This window comes from Arthrobacter sp. 10T416, assembly GCF_056394165.1.
In genome coordinates this window covers 27,967-50,041 of sequence record NZ_JBFTHI010000001.1, presented here as the reverse complement: position 1 = coordinate 50,041, position 22,075 = coordinate 27,967, and the positions used below count along the sequence as shown (strand labels likewise).

Here is a 22,075-nt window from a genome sequence, read left to right as displayed (position 1 = left end):
GCACACATGCCTATCGTGCCCGATCAAAAAGACTGGACCTGGGTGCTGTCCCGGCCGTGCCCCGAGTGCGGATTCGACGCCGCCACTTGCACGCCCGCGACGACGCCGGGGATGCTCGCCAACATGCTCCCCCGCTGGCGTTCCGTGCTGCGACGCCCGGATGCAGCGGCCCGTCCCGATGAGGACACCTGGTCACCGCTCGAATACGCGTGCCACGTCAGGGATGTGTTCAGCCTCTTCGACCACCGGCTCGCCCTGATGCTCTCCGACGACGACGCACGCTTCGAGGACTGGGACCAGGACCGCACCGCGCTCGAACAGGATTATGCCAACGCCGATCCCGCGGACCTCAGCGCCGCCCTAACGGCCGAAGGCGAGCAGATCGCGGACTCCTTCGGCCGGGTCCCCGAGGAGGAGTGGGGCCGGCGCGGAACCCGCAGCAACGGCTCGGAATTCACGGTGCTCACCTTCGCGCAGTACTTTATGCACGACGTCGTCCACCACCTCCACGATGTGGACGGCTAACGCCTGACCCGGCTAGGGCCTAACCCGGCCACCGCAGCTCCCCACCCGTTCCGGGGCCGCCCTCGCCCGCGGCTGACGGTCCCCCGCCGCCCCGGACCTAGCCCCGCGCCAACACCGCTTCCGGCTGCGGCCGGGCGGCCCGGTCGAGGTCCAGCCGGGCATCCGCCGGGCTGACGTCGTCCGGGTTGTGCGTCACCAGGACCACGGTGCGCCCCGCCAGGCCGCTGCGAAGCTCGGCCAGCAGGAGCTGGCCGGCTTCGGCATCGAGGTGGGCGGTGGGCTCGTCGAGCAGAATGACGTCGGCGCCGGTCAGCAGCGTGCGGGCTACCGCCAGCCGTTGACGTTCGCCGCCGCTAAGGAATGCCCCCGCCGGCCCGATGGGAGTATCGAGGCCCCGATCGAGCCGGGCCAGGAGCTGGTCCAGCCCGACGGCGGCCAAAGCATCGAGCAGCCGGTCTTCCAGGACCGGGTCCCCGGCCGCGTGGCGTTCCCCCTCGGGTAGCCCCAGCATCAGGTTGCCGCGGATCGTGGAGTCGAACAGGTGCGCCTCCTGGGGGCACCAGGCCGCCCGGCCGGTCAGCTCAAGACGTCCGCCGCCCGGCGGCAGGAAGCCCAGCATCACGGCCAGCAACGTGGACTTTCCGGAGCCGGACGCCCCGGTGACGGCCAGCCACCGGCCCGGTTCAGCGGTGGCGGACAGCCCGGTGAACACCGGGGCACCCCCCGGCCACGCCGCCGACAGGTCCTCCAGCTCCAGCCCCGGCCGGACGGCGTCCCGGGCGGGAGGCCGGGCGGGAACTCCCACGGGTCCGCGGGCCGCCTCCGCCGTTGCGGGCGCCAGCACCCCGGAGTCGCTGATGCGCTGCAGCACCGAGCGGAGGGCCGGGTACTGCCGGACCGCCGTCGTCGTCGCCGAGTAGGGCTCCACAAGTGCCAGTTGCAGCAGCACGACGACGGCGACGATCGCCGGCTGCGCGGCTCCGGCCAGGGCCTGCGGCCCCACAAGGACGGCGCTGGCGAGGGCGGCGCCCCCGCAAGCCAGGACCGTGAGCGCATGCCCGAGGCCCTCGGCCAGGGCCGACCTCTGCGACGCTGAGGTGGCGGCGCGGTCCGCCCGCTGGATGGCGGCCAGGACCGGGGTGGCCACGCCGTTGGCGTGCAACTCGGCGCGGGCATCGAGCGCTGCAGCCACCCGGCGCAGCACGCCGGAGCGCAGCTGCTGTTCCGCGCGGGCCGACATCCGGTCCGCCAGCAGGGCGAGGCCCGGCGCGGCCACAAGGCTGACCACCGCGGCGGCGATCGCGGCCGGGAGGGCAACCGGGAGCAGCAGCCCCACCCCGGTGACGACGGCCGCACCCACTGCCAGGGCGGTCAGTGGTGGAAGCACCACACGGGGCAGCAGGTCGCGGACGGTGTCGACGTCGTCCACGACGGCGCCCAGGACATTGCCGCCCTGCAGGAGCCGCCGCAGCGACAGGGCCCGCCCGCTCAGCGACTCCCAGAGCTGCCCGCGGAGGCGCGTCAGTGCGGTGAAAATGGCGTCGTGCGTCAGCAGGCGTTCGGTGTACCGCAGTGCGGCCCGGCCGACGCCGAAGAATCGCACACCCACGATCGCCGTGAGCAGGTAGAGGATGGGCGGCTGCTCGCTGGCGCGGATTATCAGCCAGCCGGACAGGCCGGCGAGGGCGACGGCGAACAGGGCGGCCAGCACGCCGACGGCACCAGCCGCGGCGAATTTCCCGGCCACGGGGGCGAGGAGGCGGCGCACGTGGGCTGCCGCCGACCCGCGCCCGGCCGAGGTGTCAGCATCGGCAGCCCCGACGCCGGCACTGGCGCGGATACTCGGAGTACGCTGGCTGCCCAGCGGGACGACCCCCGCGGCCGTGCCCCCCGCTGCCGTGCCCCCAGCGCTGGGTTCGGCGCCGGATTCGGCAAGGGGCTGGGCGGCGGGTTTCCCTGCGGTCCCGATCGGCACCACCCGGTCGGCCAGCTCCCGGGTCTGCCGGTCGTGGGCCACCAGCAGCACGGTTGCCTTTCCCCGGAGTCCTGCGATGGTGCGGGTGACGGCGTCGGCGGAGGCGCGGTCCAGGTGGGCGGTGGGCTCGTCCAGCAGCAGCACCGTGGCGCCGGCCTCGATCCGGGCCAGGCCGCGGGCCACAGCCACCCGGCGCAGCTCACCCGGGCTGAGCTCGGCGGGATGCTTCGCGGCCAGGTGTCCGGCGGCGCACGCGGCGAGGCAGCGCCGGGCGGCGGCGTCGTTATGCTCCGGTGAGCGGCCGGCGCCGGTGCCCAGGTAAAGCAGCACTTCGCCCAGCACAGTGTCCTCAACCATCACCGGGTGCTGCGGGACCCAGGCGTGGTCCGCCGTCGTAAACCCTTCCACCCGGCCTGTGACCTCGGTACCGCCGCCGGTCCCGACAGTGCCGGCCAGGACCCCCAGGATGGTGCTCTTGCCGGCCCCGCTGCGGCCGTCCAGCGCGGTGATGCCGCCCGGCGCGGCACTGAAGCTGAGCGGCCCGACGGCGGCGTCCCCGCGGCCGGCGTACCGGACGGCCAGTTCCGTCACGGTGACGGCCGGAGGCACCACCACGGCTGTTAGCCCGGCGGATTCCGGGGCCAGGGGCACAGCCGGCCGGGCGTCGAGGACCTCAGTGGTGTCCGCGAGCGCCGCCCGGCCCTCGTCGCTGGCGTGGTGGGCGGTACCGAGTTCACGCAACGGCAGGTAGCAGTCCGGCGCCAGGATCAGGGCCAGGAGGCCCGCCTCCAGTGCCATGTCCCCGTGGACCAGCCGGACGCCGATGAAGACGGCCACAACGGCGACTGAGATCGTGGCTATGAGCTCGAGGGCCAGCGCCGAGAGGAACGCCGTGCGAAGCGTGGCCATCGTCTTGGAGCGGTATTCGTCGGAGATGTCCTCGAGGGCTTTGCGCTGGGCGGCGGCCCGGCCCAGGCCCACCAGCACGGGCAGTCCCTTGGCCAGTTCCAGCATGTGCCCCGAGAGCCTGGCCAGGGCCGACTGCGCCTCCCGGACCCTGTCCTCGGTATAGCGGCCGATCAGGACCATAAAGAGCGGCACCAAGGGGACGGTCAGGACGATCACGACGGCGCTGACCCAGTCGGCGAAGAGAATCCGTGCGCCGAGCAGCAGCGGGATGGCCGTGCAGTTCACCAGGGCGGGGAGGAACTGGGTGTAGTAGCTGTCCAGTGCGTCCAGCCCCCGGGTGGCCAGGACAGCCAGGCCGCCGTCGGCCGGTCCCGCCGTGCGCGTTCCCGAGTGCAGGGCACGCTCCAGCAGTTGCGAGCGGAGTTCCTCCTTGACACCCAGGGCGGCGCGGCGCGACGCCACCGCCTGCGCCCACACGGTGAGCGAGCGCAGCACCACACCGGCCAGCCCCCAGGCCAGCTGCTCTGACCAAGCGGGGTTGTGGACCATGAGGCCTGCCAGCATGGCGGCGACGGCCTGCCCCATGAGCACCAGGGACAGGGCTTTCAGTGCCGCCAGTAACCCCAGCAGGTAGAGCGCGGAACGGGTGGCGGGGCCGGTGGGGAACTGCGGTCTCATCGGCGGCTAGTCCTTCGGGGCCAGGGCCTTGGCGGCAATGGCGGGCAGGAAACTGTGCGCTTCCGGGATGTGGTGGACGCTGACCCTGCGGCGGAACACCCAGTACGTCCAGGCCTGGTATGCCAGAACAAGGGGCAGCCCGATGCAGGCCACCACGGTCATCAGGCCCAGGGTGTAGTCCGAGGAGGAGGCGTTGGCGACCGTCAGGTTGAACTGCGGGTTCAGGGTGGAAGGCAGCACCACCGGGAAGGCCGCGCCAAAAATGGACGCGCTGCCCAGCAGCAGGAAGGCACCGAGCGAGAGGAAGGCCTTGCCTTCCGCGCCGCGCCGGGCGAAAGTCCAGGCCAGCGCGGCCGCCACTACGGCGGCAGCGACGGCGGCCACGGTCCAGGCCTTGCCGCTCTGCACCTGCAGGGCAATCGCCCAGCCCGCGATGGGGAGGAGCAGCACCGGGAGCAGCCGGACGAACCATTGCCGGGCGCGGTGGCGGATGTCGCCGTCGGTCTTCAGCGCGAGGAAGGCCAGGGCGTGCAGGAGGGAGAAGCCGACGACGGCGAGGCCGCCCAGCACGGCGTAGGCGCTGAACCAGGAGAACGGGCCGCCCTCGCGGTCGCCGTTAGCGTTCAGGGGCAGGCCTGTGGTGGTCAGTGCCAGGGCCGCGCCCACCCCGAAGGCTGCGACGGCGGAGCCCAGCACAATGGCCCAGTCCCAGCGGGCACGCCACTGCGGGGTGTCCACCTTGCCGCGGTACTCAAAGGCCACGGCGCGGAAGATCAGGGCCACCAGGACCAGCAGCAGCGGAAGGTAAAGGGCGGAGAACAGGGAGGCGTACCAGAGCGGGAAGGCCGCGAAGGTGGCGCCGCCGGCCGTGAGGAGCCATACTTCGTTGCCGTCCCAGACGGGGCCGATGGTGTTGAGCAGTACGCGGCGTTCGGTGTTGTCCCGGGCGAAGCCCCTCATAAGCATTCCCACGCCGAGGTCGAACCCCTCGAGGAAGAGGTAGCCCGTCCACAGCACCGCGATGGCAATGAACCAGATGGTCGGTAGCAGTTCCATGCTGAATATTTCCTCTGCTTCTTGTGGAGGGCCGTTAGTAGGCGAAGGCCAGGACGTCGTCGGCGCCTGGTGTGCCGGGAGTGCCGCCGGAAGGGGTGTTGTCCTCGTTCTCGTCCGGCGGGACGTGGGTGAGCTCGGGCATCGCCGAGACCACGCCGCCGCGGATGTACTTCACCAGCAGTTTCACCTCCACCACCAGCAGCACCGCATACACCGCGGTCAGCACCACGAGTGAGGTCAGCAGCTCGCCAGCTGAGACGCCTGGGGAAACGGCCGCCGCGGTGAACATAAAGACCTGGTCGATGCCGCTCGGGTCCGGGTTGGGGGCAACCACAAAGGGCTGCCGGCCCATCTCGGTGAAGATCCAGCCGGCGGCGTTGGCGCCGAAGGGGGCCAGGATCCCGAACACCGCAAGCCGCATCAGGCCGCGGGAGGCCGGCACGGTTCCCTTTCGGGTCGCCCAGAGGGCCACGAGGGCGGCAAGGGCAGCCACACCGCCAAAGCCGATCATCATGCGGAAGCCCCAGTAGGTCACTTCCATCACGGGCACGTACTGGATTTCCTGGCCGGCACGGTCGCCGTAGATCGGGTTGTTGGGCAGGTGGGTGCCGTAGTCGGCCTTGTACTGGTCGAGCAGGCTGTTGACGCCTTTGACCTCGGTGGTGAAGTCGCCCTTGGCCAGGAACGACAGGATGCCCGGGACTTCGATGACGGCGACGACGTCGTCGCAGTTCTTCGAGCCGACGTTGCCGACGCTGAGCACCGAGAAGCCGGTGCCGTCATGGCAGGCAGCCTCGGCGGCGGCCATCTTCATGGGCTGCTGCTGGAACATCAGTTTGCCCTGCAGGTCCCCGGTGATGGCGGTGCCGGCGAAGGAAATCATCGCGACGACGGCGCCGATCCGGAGGGAGCGGATCCAGACGGCGTGATCCGCGCGGTCGCGGCCGGGGACCTCCGACTCGCCGGGGATGACTTTCCCGTCGGCGCCCACGGTGTCGATGCCGTCGTGGCGGCGGCGCCACAGGTGGTACCAGGCGATGCCGAGCAGGAACGCCCCGGCGACGGCCAGGGCCCCGAAGAGGGTATGCGGCACGGCGACCAGGGCGGTGTTGTTGGTAAAGACGGCCCACGCATCGGTCATAACCGGCCTGCCGTTGATCATTTCGACGCCGACGGGGTGCTGCATCCAGCTGTTGGCCACGATGATGAAGTAGGCGGAGAAGACAGAGCCGATCACTGCCACCCAGAGGCAGGCCAGGTGCACGCCGCGCTTGAGCTGCTTCCAGCCGAATATCCAGAGGCCCAGGAACGTGGATTCGACGAAGAAGGCCAGCAGCGCCTCCATCGCCAGGGGTGCGCCGAAGACGTCCCCGACGAAGCGGCTGTATTCGCTCCAGGCCATGCCGAACTGGAACTCCTGCACAATGCCGGTGGCCACGCCCATGATGAAGTTGATCAGGAAGAGCTTGCCCCAGAACTTGGTCATCCTGAGGTACTCGGGCCGGCCCGTGCGGTACCAGAGCGTCTGGATCACCGCCACCACCAGGCCCAGGCCGATTGTGAGCGGCACCATCATAAAGTGGTAGACGGTGGTGATACCGAATTGCCAGCGTGCGATTTCCAAGGCGTCCAAGGCAGTCCCTTTGGCTAGGTTCCCGAGATTTCTACGTTGCGTAGAAGTACTACTTCTACAGAGTGTAGAACAATTTCATGCCCTCCCGCACCCAGCGTGGCACGGCACACCCGGGCCCGCAATGGACCTGTCGCCGCCCGAAGGCTGCCCGGACGCCCCGCAGCCCGGCGTGGCGGGCGACACGCCGCGGACTCCTTGTTCTACCTCATGTAGAAACTGGGCGGATTTCGCGGTAAATTTAATGCTGAAGTATTCGGCACCTCACCCGGACGGCATCGGCATCCGGGTGGCATTCAAGAAGGACGTACGGAATGGCAAGTCTCGGCGAACTGGAACGGGCAGTGATGGACCTGCTCTGGGCAGGCCAGGAGGCTGCGACTGCGAACACCCTGCGTGACCTGCTGGCGCAGAGCACCCGGGCTGCGGGCGGCTCGGCCGGGCATGAGGGCAAGGATCTGGCCGTCACCACTGTGCTGACCGTGCTGTCCCGGCTGGAGCGCAAGGGCCTGGTGGAGCGCGAACGCGGCACCCGCCCGCACCGCTACCAGGCCGTCTCGAGCCGCGCGGACCACACGGCGGAACTGATGCACGAGGTGCTCGGCTCCGCCCCGGACCGCGAGGCCGTCCTGGCCCGCTTCATTGGTTCAGTGTCCGCCACCGAGGCGGAGACGCTGCGCAAACTGCTGGGCCACAGCTAACACCGGATGTTCTGGACCTCATACTTTCTGGCGGTCCTGGCGATAGTACTGGCCTGGCCGGTACCTATCCTTCTTTCCCGCGCCCAGTGGCCGGCCCGGTCCCCGTTTACGGCCATGCTGCTCTGGCAGGCCATCGCCCTGGCCGGCGGGCTGTCGATGATCGGCGCGATGCTCGTTTACGGCCTGGAGCCGGTGGGCGAGAACCTGCTCGCCGGGCTCCGGTCCCTGGCCGGCATGGTCCTGCGCGACGAGCCCACCACAGCCCTCGGCTTCTGGCACATTTTCGCGCTCTCCGCCGCGGCTCTCCTCAGCGCCCACCTGGTCTTCACCCTGCTGCTGACCTATTACAAGATCCAGCGCCAGCGACGGCGGCACCGCGAGTTGCTCGCGCTGCTGGCCTCCCCCTCTGCGGACGGGCCCGCAACCATGGTGATCAGCCATGACTCCCCCGTGGCATACTGCCTGCCCGGCGGGGCGCGTTCGGTGACGGTGCTCTCCGACGGGCTGATGGCAGCCCTGGAACCCGGGGAACTCCGGGCCGTCCTCATCCACGAAAACGCGCACCTCAGCCAACGCCACCACCTGCTGCTCTGGGCCTTCGCGGCCTGGCGCCAGGCCCTGCCCTGGCTGCCGACCACCCGGCTCGCGCAGGAGGCCGTCAACTCGCTGATTGAGATGCTGGCCGACGACGTGGCCCTGAAGACGGAAAGCAAGGCCACGCTGATCAAGGCGATCGCGATCGTGGCGAGCGGTTCCACCGGCGCGGCCGGCGCCCGGATGGCCTTCGGCGAGGCGGGCATGGAGTCCGACGCCGGTCAGCCCGGTGCCACCGGTGGCGCCGGCTCGGCCGTGACCACCGTTTCGCGCGTCAGCCGGCTGCTGTCGCCGCAGCCGCCGTTGCCGGAGGCCGCCCGCCTCGGCGTCCTCGGAGCCTGCCTGCTGCTGCTCGCCCTGCCCACGGCCCTGCTGATCGTGCCGGGCCTGCTCGGCTAATCCGCGCTCAGGCGTCGATCCGTTCCCGGTCCAGGCTGGCCGCCCCGGCGATGATGAAGTCCTTGCGGGGCGCCACGTCTGAGCCCATCAGCAGGTCGAAGGTTTCCTCGGCCTGCTTGGCATTGTCGATACCGACCTTCCGCAGGGTCCGGTGCCGCGGGTCCATGGTGGTCTCCGCGAGTTGCTCGGCGTCCATTTCGCCCAGGCCCTTGTACCGCTGGATCGGTTCCTTGTAGCGCTTGCCTTCCTTGGCGAGGCGGGCCAGCAGCACGTGCAGCTCCGCTTCGGAGTAGGTGTAAATCATCTCGTTCGCCTTCTGGCCGGCGTTGATGACCTCCACCCGGTGCAGCGGCGGGACCGCGGCGAAGACCCGGCCCTCGTCGATCATCGGGCGCATGTAGCGGAAGAACAGCGTAAGCAGCAGCGTCCGGATGTGGGCGCCGTCGACGTCGGCGTCGGTCATCAGGATGACCTTGCCGTAGCGGGCTGCCCCGATGTCGAAACTGCGGCCGGAGCCGGCGCCGACCACCTGGATGAGGGCGGCGCATTCGGCGTTGGAGAGCATGTCACCCACCGAGGCCTTCTGCACGTTCAGGATCTTGCCGCGGATCGGCAGCAGGGCCTGGAAGTCCGAGGAGCGGGCCAGCTTGGCGGTACCCAGCGCCGAGTCACCCTCCACGATGAAGAGCTCGGAGCGGGCGACGTCGTCCGTGCGGCAGTCCGCGAGCTTGGTGGGCATCGAGGAGGTCTCCAGCGCGTTTTTCCGGCGCTGTGTTTCCTTGTGGACGCGGGCCGAGATCCGCGACTTCATCTCGCTGACGACCTTTTCCAGCAGCAGCGCCGACTGGGCCTTGTCGTTGCGGTTGGAAGAGGTGAGCTTGGCGTTGATCTCCTGCTCCACCACCTTGGCCACGATGGCGCGGACCGCCGAGGTGCCGAGGATTTCCTTGGTCTGGCCCTCGAACTGCGGTTCGGCGAGCCGGACGGTCAGCACGGCGGTCAGGCCGGCGAAGATGTCGTCCTTTTCGATCTTGTCGTTGCCGGCCTTGAGCTTGCGGGCGTTGGTTTCGACGGCTTTGCGGAAAGTCTTCAGCAGTGCCTGTTCGAAGCCGGACTGGTGGGTTCCGCCCTTGGGGGTGGAGATGATGTTGACGAAGCTGCGCACGGTGCTGTCGTAGCCGATGCCCCAGCGCAGGGCGACGTCGACCTCGCAGTCGCGCTCCACTTCGGCCAGCTGGCTGTGGCCGCGCTCGTCCAGGACGGGCACGGTTTCCTTGAACTTGCCGGCGCCGTGCAGCCGCCAGATGTCGGTGACGGCCGGGTCGGCGGCGAGGAAGTCGACGAACTCGGAGAGGCCGCCGTCGTGGTGGAAGATTTCCTCGTGCGGGCCGAACTCCCCGGGGGTGCCGGGAACCTTGCGCTCGTCACGAACGGTCAGCTTCAGTCCCGGGACCAGGAACGAGGTCTGCCGGGCGCGCGCGGCCAGCTCCTCGTAGGAGAATTTCGCGTCCGGGGTGAAGATCTGGCGGTCGGCCCAGTAGCGGATCCGGGTGCCGGTGACGCCGCGCTTGGCTTTGCCGACGACGTCGAGCACGGAGCCGTCGACGAACGGCTCAAACACCGCGGCGGGGTCCGGTTTGGTGCCGGGGTCCTTAAAGCGGCCGGGCTCGCCGCGGCGGAAGGACATCTTGTAGGTCTTGCTGCCGCGGTCCACCTCGACATCAAGGCGGGAGGACAGGGCGTTGACCACGGAGGCGCCGACGCCGTGCAGGCCGCCGGAGGCCGTGTAGGACCCGCCGCCGAATTTGCCGCCGGCGTGCAGTTTGGTGAAGACCACCTCGACGCCGGTGAGTCCGGTTTTGGGTTCGACGTCGATCGGGATGCCGCGGCCGTCGTCGTGGATTTCCACCGAGCTGTCGGCGTGCAGGATGACCTTGATGTCGTGGCCGAAGCCGGCGAGGGCCTCATCGACCGAGTTGTCGATGATCTCCCAAAGGCAGTGCATCAGGCCGCGGGAGTCCGTGGAACCGATGTACATGCCCGGGCGCTTGCGGACGGCTTCGAGGCCTTCCAGCACAGACAGATGCCGGGCGGTGTAATCAGAGCTTGGTGCCACGGGTCGGAAACTCCTTCGGGGATGGAACGTAAAGACGCTCTTCCTAGGTTAGTCGGCTTGGAGCCCTACGCCGGGTTGCCACTCCCCCGCACGGACGGCCGGACCCGGGGCGTTATGGAGCCGTGATACGCGGACAGCGAAAGTGTCCCATCCTTGCCATGGAATGGTGACGAATGCTGGTTATATAGATGTATCGATCTACCAAGGAGGCCGAACATGACAACAGCAGTTGCGGACCGCACACTCACCACCGTTGACCGGTGCGACCGTTGCGGAGCTCAGGCATACGTCCGGGTTGTTCTCGGAGCCTCCGGCGGTGAACTGCTCTTCTGCGCTCACCACGCACGCGCCGTAGAACCGAACCTTCGTCCGCTCAGCTCGGACTGGCACGACGAGTCGGGCCGCCTCCTGGAGAAGGAACCGGTTTCGGTCGACTAGACGTTCAACCAGGGACCCCCGGCCGGGGTTCCGCGAAAGGCCCCTCCGTTGCGGAGGGGCCTTTCGGCGTTAAACGGTGGGTGGATAACCGCTTAGACGACCAACGCCTTAAACGACCAACGCGGGGTCACTTCACGCCCGTGGATCCGTGGATCGCGGGCGGGAGGTGACCCCGCGTTGGCTGGAGGATGTTTAGTCCAGGTAGTCGCGCAGGACCTGTGAGCGCGACGGGTGCCGCAGCTTGGACATGGTCTTGGATTCGATCTGGCGGATGCGTTCGCGCGTGACGCCGTAGACCTTGCCGATTTCGTCTAAAGTCTTCGGCTGTCCGTCGGTCAGCCCGAACCGCATGGCAACGACGCCGGCCTCACGCTCGGAGAGCGTGTCCAGGACCGAGTGCAGCTGCTCCTGCAGGAGGGTGAAGCTCACCGCGTCGGCCGGGACCACGGCCTCGGAGTCCTCGATGAGGTCACCGAATTCGGAGTCGCCGTCCTCGCCCAGCGGGGTGTGGAGCGAGATCGGTTCGCGGCCGTACTTCTGGACTTCGACGACCTTTTCCGGCGTCATGTCCAGCTCGAGAGCCAGCTCTTCCGGCGTGGGTTCGCGGCCGAGGTCCTGCAGCATCTGGCGCTGGACGCGGGCCAGCTTGTTGATGACTTCCACCATGTGCACCGGGATACGGATGGTGCGGGCCTGGTCGGCCATAGCGCGGGTGATCGCCTGGCGGATCCACCAGGTGGCGTAGGTGGAGAACTTGAAGCCCTTGGTGTAGTCGAACTTCTCGACTGCACGGATCAGGCCCAGGTTGCCTTCCTGGATGAGGTCCAGGAACAGCATGCCGCGGCCGGTGTAGCGCTTGGCCAGCGAGACCACCAGGCGGAGGTTGGCCTCCAAGAGGTGGTTCTTGGCGCGCTTGCCGTCGTGGATGACGAACTCGAGCTCACGCTTGAGCTTGGGCTCCATGGAGCCGTCGTCGGCCGCGATCTTCTCTTCGGCGAACAGGCCGGCCTCGATGCGGAGGGCCAGGTCAACTTCCTGCTCGGCGTTCAGCAGGGCGACCTTGCCGATCTGCTTCAGGTAGTCCTTAACGGGGTCGGCCGTGGCGCCGGCGGACATAACCTGCTGCACGGGGGCGTCGTCGTCGTCGGCGTCTGAGTAGACGAAGCCGGAGCCGGTGGCGGCGGTCGCGGACTTGCCTGCGGCCTCGTCACCGTCCTCCGTCAGTTCGGCGGCGTCGGGGGCCGCCTCATCGAGGTCCTCGTCGGCGTCGACGTCGTCGGAGTCCTCATCGCGGGACTTGTTTGCGGCTTCTGCCGCGGCTTTGGCGCCGGGCTTGGGCCCGCGCTTCTTGGGCTCAGGCTTGGCGACTGCCGAGTCGGTGTCATCGCCCGCTGCGGAGGCTGCGTCTTTTGCTGCCTTGTTGGCTGCACGCGTGGCGGCACGCTTGGCGTTAGCCGCGGCCTTCTTCTCCTCGGGAGACAATACGGCCTGGTCGGCGGGTTCCTTCTTCGCGGAAGACGGGGTCACAGAAAACCTTTCTAGCGGCGGTCTGTGGAATCACCATACGGGCAACACCACTATGACCCTGTCAAGTCCGCGTTTGACATCAGGCGCAAATCACGTCCGGCAGGGCCACTTAGTAGAACTGCCGGGGCGACCGTAATGTTCCCTGTTTCCAAGGTTCGCTACACGCACTCGATACACGGACCCAACCGGGTCTCGCCAACCATTGTCTCACGATTTTCCGGATCGGGCCCTCGGGCGGTCCGCCTCCACGGAATATGTCCGCTCCGGCTCAGGCGGCATCGGGGTCGAACTTCTGCCAGGCCGCTTCCTTCCGCCGCGCCCATCCGCACAGCGTCCCCCTGCGGCCGAGCTCGGCCAGCAGTTCCGCCAGGCGGTACCCGGGCAGCTCCACGACGGCGCCGGCGAAGAGGGCGTCCGCGAAGGATCCCCGGCCCCGGCACCATTCGATCCATCCCCGGGCGGTGAGGGCCGCGGCGCGGGCTTCTCCCCCGCCGCTGTTGCCCAGCCGGACCAGGGTCCGCTCAAGCTGAGCCAGCCGGGTCCAGTCGGGTACCCGGGGCTGGAGCCCGAGGAGCACATCCCCGTAGCCGGGCGGGTCCATTCCCGGTGCTGCCGGCCCCGCGGGCGCATCCCGCGGCGCCGCCATGGCCTCCGGGAATCCCGCGAAATCCGGCGTCGGTCCGGGCAGGCCGGGGCCCGAATCGAACATGCCGAACTGCTCGGCACCGGCTTCGGCGGCGTCACGCCCGGCCGCGGCCATCACCAGGACCGCGTCACGCCAGGCCGCGACGCACAAGGTGGCCCGAAGGTATCCGGCGAGCCCCGCCGGCAGCGCGGGCGGGATTGCCGGCGGCTCCGTCCCGCCGCCGAGAACGCGCTGCCACACATCCAGTACGGCGCCGAACTGCGCACGGTCCCGCCATCTCCCTGAGAACTCCTGTGACCACCGGTCCTCGGCCGCCAGGTCGTCCGGCTCCTCCGCGGGCGGGCGGGCCGGCACGGAGGCCCCGGGCGCGGCCCCGGGCGGGGCGCCGACGCTGCTGCCCCGGAAAACCATCTCGGCGTTGAGGGGGCTGTTCCTGATGTCCTCGACGGGCCGCCCCGGCGGTGTGCAGCAGGAGGGGTCCGTGCAGAAGGCGTTGCGCCAGTACCGCTCGCCGACCACCCAGGCGTCCCGGACAGGGAGACCGGCCCGGCCGAGGGTTCGGTCGAGTGCCCGAAGGAGCCGGTCCAGCGCCGCGGCATCGGGACGGTCCCCGCCGTCGTTGTCTGGAGCATCCCCGGCCTCGTCCGCAATACCGTCAGTTGACGTGCTGCCGGGCGCGCCTTCAAAGACAGCCAGCAGGCTGCCGTCGGCGTCCTCATCCGCCACCAGGTAGTCGCGGACCGTCCTGGCAAAGGCGGCCGGGCCGCCGCCCCGGCAGCGGGAGGCCGGCGGGAGGTCGACGCGCAGTGTTGCCCCCAGGCGATTGCCCTGCAGGGTCATGGCGACCAGGCTGTTGGCCGGCCAGTAGCCGAGGGAGTGCGGAATGAACCCCAGGATGTCCTCGGGGCCGCTGATCTTCAGATGGTCGGGAGCTGTCATAGGGCCAGCCTCGTCCGGGCCGTCCGGCCGCGTTAGCCACGAGCTGCCGTATGTGGACAACCGCCCTCACCGGACTAGAGGGAGCAACACGGCCAGCGCCCAGGCGCGTCCGCGCGAGTACACCGAGTCAGGGTGTGCGGCGGCGTTCCGCGGCAACCCGGCGCTGCTCGGCCAGCGCCTTCAGCAGCGGCGGGACAACGACACCCTGCGCCGCCATCTGCCGCCGCACCTTGCGCCGGATGATGAGGATTGCCACGGCGCCCCCGCCGAGGATCAGGAACTGCACACTCAGCGCGATCCGGAAGGCGTCCAGGCTGTAGAGTCCTTCGGGCGAGAATCCGCCCAGGTGCAATGCGTCGAGTGTTAGCCCGATCAGGAAGATGGACATCAGGGCCGCGATGAAGCCACCCACGTTCACGATGCCGGTGGCCGTCCCGATCCGGTGCGCCGGGTTGAAGGTCCGGGCGAAGTCGAAGCCGATCATCGAGCCGGGGCCGCCGATGGCCAACACCACCACCAGACCGGCCAGCAGCCAGAGCGGCGAACGGCCGGGCTGGAGCAGCACGGCGGCCCACGCAGCTGCCGTCGCGGCGGAGATCAGCAGCACCATGGTGGAGCGCCGCAGCGGGTGCCTGGCCACGAACCGGCCCATCAGCGGTCCGGCCGCGATCGCCGCAGCCACATAGAGCGCCATCAGCGCGGACACGGTGGCCGGGCTGAGTTTCTGGGCCGAAATCAGGAACGGGTAACCCCACGTCATGGCGAAGACGGTGCCGCTGAACTGGACGGTGAAGTGGCTCCACAGGCCCAGCCGGGTGCCTGGCTGCTTCCACGCCCGGGCCAGCGAGACGCCGGTCGCGCGCAAGCCCTGGGACGGTTCCGGCGCGGGGTGGCCCGGCGGCAGGTCCTGCAACAGCAGGACCACCAGCACGACGGCGAGCCCTGACATTCCGGCCAGGGTCAGGAAAGCCGGGGTCCAGCCGGCTGAGTGCAGGATGAGCGCAAACGGCACCACGCTGAACAGCTGGCCGAGCTGGCCCGACATGCCGGTCAGCTGGGTGAGCAGCGGTACGCGGGACGGCGCGAACCACAACGGAAGCAGCCGGATGACGGCGATGAAGGTCATGGCATCACCGGCGCCGACGAGGACACGGCCCAGGACACCCGCGGGGATGCCGTCGGCGAAGGCGAGTTGCAGCTGGCCGAGGCCCATCAGGAGGGCGCCCCCGGCAATCATGGCGCGGGAGCCGAACCGGTCCACCAACACCCCGACCGGGATCTGCAGGCCGGCGTAAACCAGCAGTTGCAGGACGGTGAAGAAGGAAATTTGGGCGGCACTGGCGTGGAAGCGTGCGGTGGCTTCCAGGCCCACCACCCCGAACGAGGTGCGCTGGCTCACAGCCACCAGATACGCGAAGACCCCGACGATCCAGATGAGCCAGGCGCGGGGGGAAGTCACTCCCCCATTATGCCCCCCGCGTCATAAATAGTATTTATTCGCCGGGATCTTTACGGGCAAGGTAGGCCTCGACGGCGGCCCCGAGCGCATCGGCGTTCGGCAGCTGGTCGTTTTCGTCCGCCAGCAGGGACCGGCGCACCGTTCCTTCGGCTTTCTCGTCGTAGCGGGTTTCGAGCCGGGAGACCACCTGCTGCACTTCTTCGGAGGCGTTGATCTGTTCGGCGATCTGTCGGCCGACTTCCCGTCCGGCCTCCCGGAGCCGGTCTGTCGGCAGCATCAGCGCGGTGGCCGCGCCCAGGTATTCCAGGCCGGCGACGGCGGCGGTGGGGTACTCGGCTTCGGCCAGGTAATGCGGGACGTGGATGACGTAGCCGGCGATGTTGCGCCCCGCTTCGACCAGCCGCAGTTCGAGGAGATGGCCGACGGCGGAGGGAACCTCCACTGTGGGCTTCCAGACTGAGATGCCTTCGATCAGTTCGGGCCGGTTGCCGTGGACCGTCACCCCGACGGGGCGGGTGTGCGGGACCGGCATCGGGATGGAGTGGATCCAGGCCGCCATGTTGACGTCCAACTCCTTGACGATGCCCACCACGGCGCGGGCAAACCGTTCCCATTGCAGGTCCGGCTCGGACCCGGCCAGCAGCAGGAACGGATTCCCGAGCCCGTCCGTCAGCCGGTGCAGGGCCAGCCGCGGTGCCTGGTAGTCCTGCAGGTGGTCTTCGACGAAGCTCACCTGCGGGCGCCGGGACCGGTAGTCCATCAGCTGGTCGGCGTCGAACTCGGCGACGAGTTCGGAATCGAGGGTGTCAAGCAGTTCCGCGGTGATCTGGCTGACCACGTGCCCGGCGTCCGCGAAGCCGGTAAAACCCATCAGCAGGTTCAGCCCGCGCAGTTCGGGGCTGCGGAACAGCGCGTCATCACGGACGTAGAGCGTTTCAGGGTCCAGCAGGGAGCCGGAAATCCGTTCCATCACGACGTGTTCCTCTCTCGGTAGCAAGGGGGCGGCAGTGCCGCCGCGGCGGGCACCGTGGCCGCTGCGGGCCGTGTGCCGATACCACCTACAACGCGCGGCCGGCCGGGGTAATTCCTGCCCCAACTGTGTGCCAGCTCTCATTAAATTGAACTCCGGCGCCGGGGAGAGACTACGATCGGAACTGGCCTTACAGCTGGCCTTGCAGACACCGGGATGCGTGCAACGCCGACGGTGGCGCAGGTACCCATGGCAGGGCGCCGAACATGCAGTTCCTGCCGAAATATCACAGAGAATTGAGGACTGTCCTCGTGGTCAAGAATACCGAAGTCAAACTGAGCGCGGTCAGCGGAGACCTGAAGAAGTCCCCGTCCGATGCCCTCGTCGTGGGCGTGGGACAGGGCGCCGACGGCCCCGTCCTGCTGGAGAACCCGCTCACGGCCAAGGCCGCGGAGGCGCTGGCCGAATCCCTCAATGTCCTCGGCCTGACCGGCGCCGCAGACCAGGCACACCGGCTTCCCGGCCTGCCCGAGGCCGGCGCACCCGTCCTGGTCCTTGCCGGTGTCGGCAAGGTCTCCGCGGGCACCCCCATCGCGGAAGAGGCCCTGCGCCGCGCGGCCGGCTCGGCTGTGCGCCAGCTTGCCGGCGTCGCCACCGTCACCCTTGCGCTTCCGACGCCGGACCTCGGCGCCGTCGCCGCCGTCGCCGAGGGCGCCGCCATGGGCGCTTACTCCTTCAATGAGTACCGTTCCACCAAGGACGGCCTCAAGGACCCGGTCAAGAACGTCCGGATCCTCACGGACTTCGCCACGGACAAGGCCCTGGCGCCCGTCCTGGAGCGCGCCTCCCTCATCGGCAAGGCCGTCAACGCGACCCGCTCGCTGGTGAACCAGCCGCCGAGCCACCTCTACCCCGAGACGTTCGCCGACGCCGCCAAGGAACTCGCCAAGGGCCTGCCGGTCAAGGTGACGGTCTGGGACGAGAAGCGCCTGGAGAAGGACGGCTACGGCGGCATCCTCGGCGTCGGCAAGGGCTCCACCCGGCAGCCGCGCCTGGTCAAGGTCGAATACGCCCCCGCCAAGGCCACCGCCAAGATTGCCCTCGTGGGCAAGGGCATCACCTTCGACACCGGCGGAATCTCGCTGAAGCCGCACCTCGGTATGGGCGAGATGAAGAGCGACATGGCCGGCGCCGCCGTCGTACTCAACACTGTCCTGGCCCTCGCCGAACTGGGCCTGCCGGTCAAGGCCACCGCGTGGCTCTGCATCGCCGAAAACATGCCCTCCGGTGCCGCCCAGCGTCCCGCTGACGTCCTGACCATCTTCGGCGGCAAGACCGTCGAGGTCCTGAACACCGACGCCGAAGGCCGCCTGGTCATGGCCGACGGCATCGTCGCGGCGAGCCAGGAATACCCGGACGCRATCATCGACGTCGCCACGCTCACCGGCGCGCAGCTGATCGCCCTCGGCGACCGCACGGCCGGCGTGATGGGTTCGGATTCGGTCACTGGCGCGCTGAAGTCCGCCGCGGACCGCGCCGGCGAGCTGGTCTGGCCGATGCCACTGCCCGAGGAGCTGCGCCCCAGCCTGGACTCGCAGGTGGCGGATATCGCCAACATCGGCGAACGCCACGGCGGCATGATGACCGCGGCGGTGTTCCTGCGCGAGTTCGTCGGCAAGGGCAAGGACGGGGAGCAGATCCCGTGGGCCCACATCGACATCGCCGGGCCGTCCTTCAACACCGGCAGCCCGTACGGCTACAACCACAAGCAGGGCACCGGCAGCACGGTCCGGACCCTGGTGGCGTACGTCGAGGACATCCTCGCCGCGACTGTCTAGTCCGCCACGCGGGCCTGTGGCGGCGGGAACTGATCCCCCCGCCACAGGGCCGCGTGACACTGGACACAAGCGCTCCACAAACGCCATCACAAGGTGGAGCATGTATTAGTGGTTCGCTAAGGTGAACCGTAGTTTCACAGCAAAGAGCTTCACAGAAGTAATTCCAAACGATAGGGAACCAGCGCTGCTGGCATAATCGCGGCAGACAGGTTCCAAGACCAGATGATGCGTACTCTCGTGTCATCGTTCACGCGAGGGAGCGTTTTAGTGGCCGATCAGGCAACTGCGCAAGAATTCGACATCCTGGTACTCGGCGGCGGCAGCGGCGGCTACGCGACTGCGCTCCGCGCCGTCCAGCTTGGCCTTACCGTCGGCCTCATCGAAAAGGGGAAGCTCGGCGGCACCTGCCTGCACAACGGCTGCATCCCCACCAAGGCACTGCTGCACTCCGCGGAACTGGCCGACCACGCCCGTGATTCCGCCAAGTACGGCGTCAACGTGACCCTGGACAGCATCGACATCACCGCCGTGAACGCCTACAAGGACGGCATCATTGCCGGTAAGTTCAAGGGCCTCCAGGGACTTATCAAGGGCAAGAAGGGCATCACCGTCATTGAGGGTGAGGGCAAGCTCCAGGGCAATGACACCGTGGTCGTAAACGGCACCGCGTACAAGGGCAAGAACATTGTCCTCGCGACCGGCTCCTACTCCCGCACCCTGCCGGGCCTCGAAATCGGCGGCAAGGTCATCACCTCCGACGAAGCCCTCACCATGGACTTCATTCCCAAGAGCGCCATCATCCTCGGCGGCGGCGTCATCGGCGTCGAGTTCGCCTCGGTATGGAAGTCCTTCGGCGTCGATGTCACCATCGTCGAAGGCCTGCCCTCCCTCGTTCCGAACGAGGACGCCACCATCGTCAAGAACTTCGAGCGTGCCTTCAAGAAGCGCGGCATCAAGTTCTCCACGGGCGTCTTCTTCCAGGGCGTCGAGCAGAACGACGACGGCGTCAAGGTCACCCTTGTTGACGGCAAAACCTTCGAGGCCGACCTCATGCTGGTGGCCGTCGGACGCGGCCCCGTCACGGCCAACCTCGGCTACGAGGAAGCCGGGCTGACCATCGACCGCGGCTTCGTGATCACCAACGAGCGCCTGCACACCGGCGTCGGCAACATCTACGCCGTGGGCGACATCGTCCCGGGCGTCCAGCTTGCCCACCGCGGGTACCAGCAGGGCATCTTCGTCGCCGAGGAAATCGCCGGCCTCAAGCCGGTGGTGGTCGAGGACGTCAACATCCCCAAGGTCACCTACTCCGAGCCGGAAATCGCGACCGTCGGGTACACCGAGAAGGCCGCCAAGGCCAAGTTCGGCGACGATCAGGTCGAGACCCAGGAATACAACCTGGCCGGCAACGGCAAGAGCTCCATCCTGGGTACCTCCGGCCTCGTCAAGCTGGTCCGCCAGAAGGACGGCCCCGTCGTCGGCGTCCACATGATCGGCGCCCGCATGGGTGAGCAGATCGGTGAAGCACAGCTGATCGTGAACTGGGAAGCCTACCCGGAGGACGTGGCCCAGCTGGTCCACGCCCACCCGACGCAGAACGAGTCCCTGGGCGAAGCCCACCTCGCCCTCGCCGGCAAGCCCCTGCACGGCTAATCCAGCCAGCACAAGCATTACCCCGTGCCTAGTGCACCCGGCCCGAAAGCCGGGTGCACTAGGCTCGAAGACACGGCAGCAACCATCCGCACTACATCAATAAGGAGAACGGGGACGACATGTCTGAATCCGTTAACTTGCCCGCCCTCGGTGAGAGCGTCACCGAAGGAACCGTCACCCGCTGGCTGAAGCAGGTCGGTGACCGGGTGGAAGTGGACGAGCCCCTGCTCGAAGTGTCCACCGACAAAGTAGACACCGAGATCCCCTCTCCGATCGCCGGCGTGATCGAGGAAATCCTCGTCGCCGAGGACGAGACCGCCGAAGTCGGCGCCCCGCTGGTGCGCATCGGTGACGGCTCGGGCTCCGCCGAAGCTGCCCCGGCCGCGGCTCCGGCCGCCGAAGAAGCACCCGCCGAGTCGCCCTCCGCCGCTGAAGCACCGGCCGCCGAAGCCGAAACCCCCGCTGAGGCTGCCCCGGCCGCCGAGGCCGCCGAGGCCGCACCCGCGGCGGACGCCGCTCCGGCCGGCGAGGGCCACGAGGTCACCCTCCCCGCCCTTGGTGAAAGCGTCACCGAAGGAACCGTCACCCGCTGGCTCAAGAGCATCGGCGACACCGTCGAGGTCGACGAGCCCCTGCTCGAGGTCTCCACGGACAAGGTCGACACCGAGATCCCGTCCCCGGTCGCCGGCACCCTGCAGGAAATCCGCGTTGCCGAGGACGAGACGGCCGAGGTCGGTTCCGTCCTGGCCGTCATCGGCTCCGGTGCCGCGGCTCCGGCTGCCGCCCCGGCACCCGAAGCCCCCAAGGAAGCTCCCAAGCAGGAAGCACCCGCCGCTCCGGCTGCTGCTCCCGCCCCGGCCGAAGCCCCCAAGCAGGAAGCACCGGCTGCGCCGGCTCCGGCCGCAGCCCCGGCCCCCAAGCAGGAAGCACCGAAGCAGGAAGCCCCCGCGGCATCGGCTTCCGCTGAGTCCGGCTACGTCACTCCCCTGGTCCGCAAGCTCGCCAACCAGCAGGGCGTGGACATCTCCTCGCTGACCGGCACCGGCGTCGGCGGCCGCATCCGCAAGCAGGACGTGCTCGCAGCGGCCGAGGCCAAGGCAGCCCCGGCTGCCGCCGCCGCACCGGCAGCTTCTTCCGCAGCCCCGGCCGCGGCGTCGACTGATGTTTCCTCGCTGCGCGGCACCGTGCAGAAGGCCCCGCGCATCCGCCAGGTCATCGCCCGCCGCATGCGCGAGTCGCTGGACATCTCCACCCAGCTGACCCAGGTGCACGAGGTGGACATGACCAAGGTCGCCAAGCTGCGCGCCAAGGCCAAGAACTCCTTCCAGGCCCAGAACGGCTCGAAGCTGACCTTCCTGCCCTTCATCGCCAAGGCGGTCGCCGAGGCCCTGAAGCAGCACCCCAAGGTTAACGCCTCCTACGACGAGGACAAGCAGGAAATCACCTACCACAACGCCGAGCACCTGGCGATTGCGGTAGACACCGACAAGGGGCTGCTGGTACCGGTCATCGCTGATGCCGGGAACCTGAACCTGGCCGGCCTGGCGGGCAAGATCGCCGACGTCGCGGACCGTACCCGCAACGGCAAGATCGGCCCGGACGAGCTCTCCGGCGGCACGTTCAGCATCACGAACATCGGCTCCGTCGGCGCCCTCTTCGACACCCCGATCATCAACCAGCCGCAGGTGGCCATCCTCGGCACCGGTGCGATCGTCAAGCGCGCCGTGGTTGTTTCCGATGAGAACGGTGACGACTCGATCGCCATCCGCTCGATGATGTACCTCTCCCTGACCTACGACCACCGCCTGGTGGACGGCGCCGACGCAGGACGCTTCCTGCAGACCCTCAAGGCCCGCCTTGAGGAAGGCGCCTTCGAAGCCGACCTCGGCCTCTAGCAGCAGGCAGTCCCCGGGTCCGGGGGCCACACAGTACCAACGGCGACGGGGGTGCGGGCAGCAGTGGGAAACCACCGCAACGCCCGCACCCCCGTCGCCGTTCTGCGTCCAACCCACCCGCCGGTCC

General features: G+C 68.7%; 15 protein-coding genes. 7 read left to right on the top strand and 8 right to left on the bottom strand.

Annotation, left to right across the window (positions count from 1 at the left end; genetic code table 11):
• Positions 1 to 6: 6 nt before the first annotated feature.
• A complete protein-coding gene (locus tag AC1DBE_RS00205; RefSeq protein ID WP_476969265.1) occupies positions 7 to 525 on the top strand; it encodes a DinB family protein in 519 nt (172 codons plus the stop codon).
• Between the two features lie 97 nt (positions 526 to 622).
• Here AC1DBE_RS00205 and cydD read toward each other — a convergent pair whose 3' ends face one another.
• From cydD to AC1DBE_RS00190, 3 genes are read right to left on the bottom strand one after another with little or no spacing between them, the layout of a single operon-like run.
• Positions 623 to 4,087, bottom strand: a complete 3,465-nt coding sequence (gene cydD / locus AC1DBE_RS00200; RefSeq protein WP_476969264.1) for a thiol reductant ABC exporter subunit CydD — start codon at positions 4,085 to 4,087, stop codon at positions 623 to 625.
• Between the two features lie 6 nt (positions 4,088 to 4,093).
• Complete coding sequence (gene cydB / locus AC1DBE_RS00195; RefSeq protein WP_476969263.1) at positions 4,094 to 5,143, bottom strand: cytochrome d ubiquinol oxidase subunit II; 1,050 nt, start codon at positions 5,141 to 5,143, stop codon at positions 4,094 to 4,096.
• Positions 5,144 to 5,177: 34 nt separating this feature from the next.
• Positions 5,178 to 6,776, bottom strand: coding sequence for a cytochrome ubiquinol oxidase subunit I (locus tag AC1DBE_RS00190; RefSeq protein WP_476969262.1), 1,599 nt, complete (start codon positions 6,774 to 6,776; stop codon positions 5,178 to 5,180).
• A gap of 311 nt (positions 6,777 to 7,087) precedes the next feature.
• Here AC1DBE_RS00190 and AC1DBE_RS00185 point away from each other — a divergent pair, with 311 nt between their 5' ends.
• Both AC1DBE_RS00185 and AC1DBE_RS00180 read left to right on the top strand, forming a co-directional pair.
• The gene (locus AC1DBE_RS00185) at positions 7,088 to 7,474 is read left to right on the top strand and encodes a BlaI/MecI/CopY family transcriptional regulator (RefSeq protein WP_476969261.1); all 387 of its coding nucleotides are present in this window, start codon (positions 7,088 to 7,090) and stop codon (positions 7,472 to 7,474) included.
• A 6-nt stretch (positions 7,475 to 7,480) separates the two neighbouring features.
• Positions 7,481 to 8,467: a M56 family metallopeptidase gene (locus AC1DBE_RS00180; RefSeq protein WP_476903458.1), complete on the top strand. Its 987-nt coding sequence runs from the start codon at positions 7,481 to 7,483 to the stop codon at positions 8,465 to 8,467.
• 7 nt (positions 8,468 to 8,474) lie between these two features.
• Here the strand turns inward: AC1DBE_RS00180 and AC1DBE_RS00175 are convergent, their stop codons facing one another.
• Positions 8,475 to 10,583 carry a DNA gyrase/topoisomerase IV subunit B gene (locus AC1DBE_RS00175; protein ID WP_476969260.1) on the bottom strand — a complete coding sequence of 703 codons (2,109 nt, stop codon included), beginning with the start codon at positions 10,581 to 10,583 and terminating at the stop codon, positions 8,475 to 8,477.
• A 216-nt stretch (positions 10,584 to 10,799) separates the two neighbouring features.
• On the opposite strand from AC1DBE_RS00175, the gene AC1DBE_RS00170 reads away from it, so the two are divergent.
• Positions 10,800 to 11,021, top strand: coding sequence for a DUF7455 domain-containing protein (locus tag AC1DBE_RS00170; protein WP_476878812.1), 222 nt, complete (start codon positions 10,800 to 10,802; stop codon positions 11,019 to 11,021).
• A gap of 192 nt (positions 11,022 to 11,213) precedes the next feature.
• Here the strand turns inward: AC1DBE_RS00170 and AC1DBE_RS00165 are convergent, their stop codons facing one another.
• The 4 genes from AC1DBE_RS00165 to AC1DBE_RS00150 form a co-directional block, all read right to left on the bottom strand.
• A complete protein-coding gene (locus tag AC1DBE_RS00165) occupies positions 11,214 to 12,548 on the bottom strand; it encodes an RNA polymerase sigma factor (RefSeq protein WP_476969259.1) in 1,335 nt (444 codons plus the stop codon).
• A 268-nt stretch (positions 12,549 to 12,816) separates the two neighbouring features.
• The gene (locus AC1DBE_RS00160) at positions 12,817 to 14,133 is read right to left on the bottom strand and encodes a DUF4192 family protein (RefSeq protein ID WP_476969258.1); all 1,317 of its coding nucleotides are present in this window, start codon (positions 14,131 to 14,133) and stop codon (positions 12,817 to 12,819) included.
• A gap of 127 nt (positions 14,134 to 14,260) precedes the next feature.
• Positions 14,261 to 15,592 carry an MFS transporter gene (locus AC1DBE_RS00155; RefSeq protein ID WP_476969257.1) on the bottom strand — a complete coding sequence of 444 codons (1,332 nt, stop codon included), beginning with the start codon at positions 15,590 to 15,592 and terminating at the stop codon, positions 14,261 to 14,263.
• Positions 15,593 to 15,626: 34 nt separating this feature from the next.
• Positions 15,627 to 16,565, bottom strand: a complete 939-nt coding sequence (locus AC1DBE_RS00150; protein WP_476969256.1) for a proteasome assembly chaperone family protein — start codon at positions 16,563 to 16,565, stop codon at positions 15,627 to 15,629.
• Between the two features lie 308 nt (positions 16,566 to 16,873).
• Between AC1DBE_RS00150 and AC1DBE_RS00145 the strand changes: the two genes are divergently transcribed.
• The 3 genes from AC1DBE_RS00145 (at position 16,874) to sucB (ending at position 21,948) form a co-directional block, all read left to right on the top strand.
• Entirely contained in the window at positions 16,874 to 18,400 is a 1,527-nt protein-coding gene (locus tag AC1DBE_RS00145) for a leucyl aminopeptidase (RefSeq protein WP_476969255.1), read from the top strand.
• A gap of 267 nt (positions 18,401 to 18,667) precedes the next feature.
• Positions 18,668 to 20,053, top strand: a complete 1,386-nt coding sequence (gene lpdA / locus AC1DBE_RS00140) for a dihydrolipoyl dehydrogenase (RefSeq protein WP_476903460.1) — start codon at positions 18,668 to 18,670, stop codon at positions 20,051 to 20,053.
• 119 nt (positions 20,054 to 20,172) lie between these two features.
• Positions 20,173 to 21,948 carry a 2-oxoglutarate dehydrogenase, E2 component, dihydrolipoamide succinyltransferase gene (gene sucB / locus AC1DBE_RS00135; RefSeq protein WP_476969254.1) on the top strand — a complete coding sequence of 592 codons (1,776 nt, stop codon included), beginning with the start codon at positions 20,173 to 20,175 and terminating at the stop codon, positions 21,946 to 21,948.
• Positions 21,949 to 22,075: the final 127 nt, after the last annotated feature.